This window comes from Candidatus Neomarinimicrobiota bacterium, from assembly GCA_034716895.1.
Classification (GTDB): Bacteria; Fidelibacterota; UBA8477; order UBA8477; family JABMPR01; genus JABMPR01.
The window spans coordinates 1-6,960 of record JAYEKW010000251.1 but is presented as its reverse complement, the minus strand read 5'-3'; the positions used below and the strand labels follow the sequence as shown (position 1 = coordinate 6,960).

Genomic DNA, 6,960 nt, shown 5'->3' with positions numbered 1-6,960 from the left:
TGATTGGCTGGAAACAAGATCAAACCGGTATAAAAAAAATAGTTGACCAGTTCAAGCTAAATAAATTTTACCAGGTATGCTGACAGTTGTTGTAAATAGAGGAAATAAATATGTTCGATTCAAAAATTAAACTTATCGGCCTGCTTGGTCTCATTCTGCTCACAGCAGCCTGTGTTTCTATCACCCCAGCCAATGATGATACAATTGATTATAATTCACCTCTACCACTTGATCCGGAGCTGATCATAGGCCAGCTTGATAGTGGCCTTAAATACTATATTAAGGAGAATCGTAATCCGGAAAATAGGGCTGAGTTACGATTGGTAATTAATGCCGGTTCCATCCTTGAGGATGATGATCAACTTGGCCTAGCTCATCTGCTGGAACATCTGAGTTTTAGTGGTAGCAAAGATTTCCCAAAACAGGACCTGGTCAATTATCTGGAATCAACTGGGATGCGCTTTGGTCCAGATTTGAATGCCTACACCGGCTTTGATGAGACGGTCTATATGCTCCATATTCCTACAGATAGTTCGGAACAACTGGATAAGGGGCTGCAAATTTTAGAAAATTGGGCCCATAAAGTTACATTGGGTGGTGAGGAGATTGATAAAGAACGCAGTGTCGTTGTAGAAGAATGGCGTATGGGTCAAGGTGCTAATCAACGGATATTCGATAAACAGTTGCCCCTCATGTTCAAAGGCTCTCAATATGCTCAACGTCTGCCCATTGGATCTATGGATGTCATTAGAAATGCCAGTTACGAAACAATACGCAGCTTTTATCGTACTTGGTACCGCCCAGACCTCATGGCAATTATAGCAGTAGGTGATTTTGAGCCTGCAGTCATCGAGGCCAGGATTAAGGAATTGTTTTCTAGTATCTCAAACCCTGAAGTGACTCGTGAACGCATAAGTCACGATGTTCCAGGTCATGCAGAGACGCTATATGCCCTTGCATCAGATCCTGAAGCCACTCGCTCTTATGTAAGCGTGCTTTTCAAGCATCCTTCCAAGATTGACAGAACCGTTAGGGAATACCGAGAGAACATTGTTGAAGGACTTTATCATGAAATGCTAAATGCCCGTTTCAATGAAATTACTCAAAAAGCAGATGCTCCCTTTCTGTATGGTTACTCAGGAAAAAAGAGCTGGGCCAGAACAACAGATATGGTCATGCTAAACGCTGGTGTTGTTGAAGGGGGAACAGCAAAAGGTTTAGAAGCTATCCTGATCGAAGGTGAACGTGTTCGTCGGTATGGATTTACTTCTACCGAGCTGGACAGGGCTAAGAAGCAGGTTCTCAGCAGTATTGAAAAACGTTATCAGGAACGCGATAAACAGGAATCCCGACGAATTGCATCCGAACTCAAACAACATTTCCTGGAAGCAGAAGCAGTGCCAGGCATCGAATATATATATAAACTCTATCAGCAGATGCTTCCCGGCATACAGCTGGCCGCAGTGAACGCGCTGGGTAAGGAGTTTATTACTGATGCAAACCGGGTGGTTACGGCATCTGGTCCTGAGAAAGAAGGGTTAACCCCAGCTACAGAAGAAGAACTGGCTGCAGTCATGGCAACAATTGAAACTCTGGCAATTGAACCCTACGTGGATAATGTATCCACAGAACCACTTATTGCCAACTTGCCCAAACCTGGTAGTATTTTGGATTCCAAGTATTATGAAGATATCGATACGCACGAGATGACCCTGAGTAATGGTGTTAAAGTCGTACTTAAATCTACAGATTTTAAAAATGATGAAATTCTTTTCAAGGCACACAGCCCTGGTGGTTATTCTGTCTTCTCAAATGAGGATTTGATTACGGGGAAATTGGCTGCGAAAATAATGAATTATAATGGTATGGGTAATTTCAGTCTGGTAGATCTGAAGAAATATATGGCAGGAAAGCAAGTTTCAACAACGCCTTATATTGATGCTCTTTATGAAGGTATGGATGGCTCGGTATCTCCAACTGACCTGGAAACGTTATTTCAAATGATCTATCTCCAGTTTACCGCCAGCCGACAAGATGAAGAAGCGTATACCTCACTCATGACCCAGTTTCGATCCATGTTAGAGAATGCAAGCTTGAGTCCTGAAGCAGCTTACAGAGACACGTTAAGTGTGACTTTGAATGGCCATCATCCACGAAGACAACCCATGACCGTGGATATGTTGGATCAAGTAGATCCTTTAAAAGCACAGGTATTGTACAACGACCGCTTTGCTGATGCCAGCGACTTCACGTTTCTATTTGTTGGGAATTTTAACAAAGATCTGATCTCACCTCTGATTCTACAGTATCTCGGTTCACTACCAGCCCCGAACAGAGCAGAAAACTGGGTTGATGAAAAGATTAGCACCCCTGGTGGAAAGATTAACCGAAAAGTTAAACACGGTATCGATCAGAAAAGTACGACCCGTATTGTTTTTTCTGGTGACTTTAATTATACCCGCCAAAACCGTTATGACTTGTTCTCCATGATGCAGGTGTTGAAAATCCGGTTAACTGAAGTGCTGAGAAAGGACCTGGGTGGTGTTTACGGGATAGGTGTCTGGGCCAGTACCTCCAAAGAACCCGCCGCAGAATATTCACTCAATATTGCCTTTGGATGTGCTCCTGAACGCGTACAGGAATTAACCGATGCAGTTATGGTTGAAATAAAATCAATCATGAACAATCCCCCAGAACAAAAGACCATAGACAAGGTCAAGGAAAGTCAGCGTCGTGAACGGGAAATTAATATCGAGAAAAATTCCTACTGGCTGAACTACCTGACTGTCTATTACCGTGAGGGTCGTGATTTAGCAGATTTTATGAAATATAATGAGTTGGTAGATGGCTTTTCTGCACAAGATGCACAGGCCGTAGCGGCAAAACATTTTGATCTGAATAATATGATTCAGGTAACACTCTATCCTGAGAACGGAGAGCAAGGGAAGTAACCATAGTTATCATAATCAATTGATTACACACCAAAGGTGTCCAGGTGTATTGATTGATTTGATTAAAGGTCATTTTTGAAAAGCTAAAACCATTTGACGATAAGGAAAAAAACATGCGGAATTATTTAAAATTATCAATTATACTCCTGATAATCACCTCATCAACCAGCCTATTTGGAGAAACATCTTCTGATGATATTTTATCAGTAGAACTGCTTAGTAGTCGAGATGCTGCGATTGCAGGAGAAGCACTTGATGTGGCCCTCATCGTTGATATCAATCACCCCTGGCATGTTTATTCCCCTATAGGAAAAGGTGACTTTACCATTCCGATTTCTCCCACGATATTTACTGAAGGGACTGCGTTTGGTGTCAATGATTGGGACTATCCAGACCCACAAATGATTGCTGTAGCAGGTGCCACAGAACCAGCAGCTGTCTATGGTGATCAATTGATTCTAAGAACAACCCTCGATATCAGCTCAACGGCTACCGAGAGTTTGTTAATCAAAGGTGAAGTGTATTACCAGGCCTGTGATGATGCCCAGTGTCTGATCCCAACAACGATAAATTTTGAACTTAAGCTGCCTGTGGTTATTGAAGTAGGCTTAAGCCATGCGGTATACCCTGAGATATTTACTTCAAATGCTGTGAATGCCAAATTGGCCGAACAGCAGATGTCCTCCGCTGAACTTGAAGATGATGATATCTCAGGGATGGTTGACCAATACGGCATGATCTTAACCTTCGCCATCATCTTTTTTGGTGGTTTAGCACTGAATTTAACTCCTTGTGTGTACCCCCTGATTCCCATTACAATCAGCTTTTTTGGCGGGACAGGTGCCAGTAAGGGTAAGACCTTTTGGATGGCCCTAGCCTATGTCCTGGGAATCGCAGTTACCTATTCTATACTTGGGGTTGTTGCTGCACTAGGGGGTGGACTATTTGGAGCATTGTTGACCAATCCAATAGTCTTGATTGGTATCGCTGCTATCCTTGTCGGACTTTCACTTTCAATGTTTGGCGTGTATGAGTTCCGCTTACCTACAGGTCTCATGACAGCAGCAAGTCAATCTAAAGCAGGTATATTTGGATCATTTTTTATGGGACTCACTTTAGGTATTGTAGCTGCACCTTGTGTAGGTCCGTTTGTCATTGGCTTGCTCACCTACGTAGCAGCTCAACAAGACGTTGTCCTCGGTTTTTCCATGTTCTTTACCTTGGCCATGGGGCTTGGATTACCTTATTTATTTTTAGCCATGTATTCAAGCAAACTAGCCTCTATGCCACGCTCTGGTAGCTGGATGATCGGTGTGCGTGTGATTTTTGGTTTTGTATTGATCGCAATGGCCATCTATTTCGTAATGCCCCTGATGGGAGCATTTGCGAATCCAGTCATGGCCATCTTCTTAATTGGTTCTGGTGCATATTTAATCATGTTTGAGAATAGTAGTGTTGGTAATGTAGCCTTTAATCGATCTAAACAGGCTATTGCAATAATCCTTATTATCATTGGAACCTGGATGGGTATCCCTGAACCAGAAATTACCTCTGGTGGTATTGAGTGGACACACCCAACAACGCAGGAACAGTTGGATGAGTTAATGACCAGCAGCAAACCCATACTGATTGATGTCTATGCTGACTGGTGTATCCCTTGTAAAGAAATGGATAAATTTACCTTCCCCGATGCAGAAGTTGTTAGTGCCTCAAAAGACTTTACGGCGATAAAGCTCGACATGACCCACCAGAATGGTGAGTTTGAGCAGTCCTTGCTAAAACAATTCTCAATCAAAGGGGTGCCGACCTATATCTTTTTTAAAGGTGGGGAGGAGCTGAAGTCACTCCGCTCTACAGGATTCGAGAATGCTGAAGATTTTTTAAATCGAATGAAAAAAGCGATTTAAGCAATAGTACTTGATGTGCCAGAGGTCAGGTAAACGTATGCCGCCTGACCTGTTATCGATTGAGCTGATTAATTATAAATGAGTCTTGAATGTATTGCATACATAAGCAGTAATTTATTTTGAAAATATTTTGGAGTTTGTAAATGGGATCTTTAACAGCACCTCTATCTAAGAAAGCTCTATTGGATAGAGTTCGTTCAGATTTTATTGGTTTGGATACGACCTATAAAAATGCTAGGGGAGAAGAGACCCGTCGAATTTATCTGGATTCTACTGCCAGCTCGCTCATGTTTCGTCCAGCTGCCAAAATTACCAAGAATTTCCTGGCGCATTATTCTAACACACACAGCAAACTTCATCATTCCGCTCATATCTCAACGGCTGCTTATGATTGGGCTCATGCCAGAATTCTCTCGTTTATAGGAGCCGATCCGGAGATCTACACCTGTTTTTTTACAGGATCGGGAACGACCTCCGGGATCAATCGCATGGCTCGCGTTTTTCGCGATCTTAACCCAGACCGTGATACTGCTATCGTTTCCATAATGGAACACCATTCCAACGATTTGCCCCACCGTAAGCATCTAAAACATGTAATTCATGTTCCTGTCGAGGGCCTGGATGAAAACAAAATGTGCATTAGTTTACCAAAATTAGAAGCAGCATTAAGGGAGCATGCAGGAAATATAAATTATGTCTCAATCACGGCGGTTAGTAATGTGACCGGGATAATTAATCCAATTCATAAAATCGCCAAACTAGCCCATAAATACGGTGCTTTTATTATGGTTGATGGCGCTCAAAGCGTCGCTCATCTGCCCACAAAAATGTTCCACCCAGATGATCCTGAGGCCAGTATTGATGCCCTTGTGTTTTCTGGTCATAAAACCTATACACCGGGTTCACCTGGTGTTGTGATTGCGCGTAAGGACCAACTGGGTCAGATTGAACCTGAAGAGGTTGGTGGTGGGATGGTAGATCGTGTTCTGGAAGACCGTTACCAGGTCAAAGAAAGCTTCCCGGATCGTGAAGAAGCCGGAACACCAAATATTCCTGGAGCAATTGCACTGGCAACTACCATTGAGTTTCTTGACCGCATTGGAATGGAATATCTCTTGAAAGAAGAAGACATTATCCTAGAACAGGCGCTTGCAGGCATGCGGGAAATACCTGAAATAAAAGTTTATGGAGGCACCAATACCAAGGATTGTCCACGGGCAGCATCAATATCTTTCAATATCCGTGGAATGGACCATGGACTGGTAGCTGCTATTCTCAATGACTATTTTAATATTGCTGTACGAAACCAGTGTTTCTGTGCCCATCCTTATGTTAAAGAAATGATGGCTGATGAACTACAATCATCATTTGGATCAATTGATTTTGGGAATATGAGTGATGAATTTATGCGTGTCGCTGGTATGGTAAGAGCCAGTTTTGGCATGTACTCCAGCACAGAAGATGTTAAGAGTCTCCTAGCCGCACTAAAGGATATCATCGAACATGCGGTTGAATATACGAATCACTATGAGGTCAATAACGACAATGATTACCAGCACAAGTCCTACTACCCAGAGCACCAATCCTATTTTAACATCTGCGATGAGATTGACCGGTATTTGAGCTAGGGTAAAGGATATAGATGATTGGGGTTGAGAGTGTATGTATGAGGCAGGCTTCTGTCTTACCTGACAATTGCAGTATGTAAAGCATAGATGGATGAATTCTATTATCTGCTAGTGATGAGAAATATACACTATCTTAGTGAAAGTCCTGTTTAATATTGAACCTACATCTTTTAACTTACCAAACCCGATTTGGCTACTCTCAGGCTACTGATTATTAAGAAATCATTAGAAAATTGTTCACCTTATGCCATTCCTGAGAATGGTTAATTCCAGCCTTTAAATGGTTCTATTGCTAGTTTACAAGGCTATGTAAGGGTTTAAGAAAATAGTCTGAAAATAGCACTCTATCTGCTTTGGGAGCAGGGGGCCGTAGGTTCGAATCCTATCACCTCGACATTAGATAAGCCCCTAACCCATAACGAGTTAGGGGCTTTCTTGTTTTATATCCAAGCTGCCAAAATAGCAGATTTAGTC

At 42.4% G+C, this 6,960-nt stretch carries 3 protein-coding genes and 1 tRNA gene; all 4 read left to right on the top strand.

Annotation, left to right across the window (positions count from 1 at the left end; all coding sequences use genetic code 11):
* Positions 1-110 precede the first annotated feature (110 nt).
* Entirely contained in the window at positions 111-2,951 is a 2,841-nt protein-coding gene (locus U9Q77_13760) for an insulinase family protein (protein MEA3288422.1), read from the top strand.
* 113 nt (positions 2,952-3,064) lie between these two features.
* A complete protein-coding gene (locus tag U9Q77_13755) occupies positions 3,065-4,858 on the top strand; it encodes a cytochrome c biogenesis protein CcdA (GenBank protein MEA3288421.1) in 1,794 nt (597 codons plus the stop codon).
* A 143-nt stretch (positions 4,859-5,001) separates the two neighbouring features.
* Positions 5,002-6,486 (top strand): aminotransferase class V-fold PLP-dependent enzyme, encoded by a 1,485-nt coding sequence (locus U9Q77_13750; protein ID MEA3288420.1) that lies wholly within the window; start codon positions 5,002-5,004, stop codon positions 6,484-6,486.
* 311 nt (positions 6,487-6,797) lie between these two features.
* Positions 6,798-6,877, top strand: a tRNA-Pro gene (locus U9Q77_13745).
* Positions 6,878-6,960: the final 83 nt, after the last annotated feature.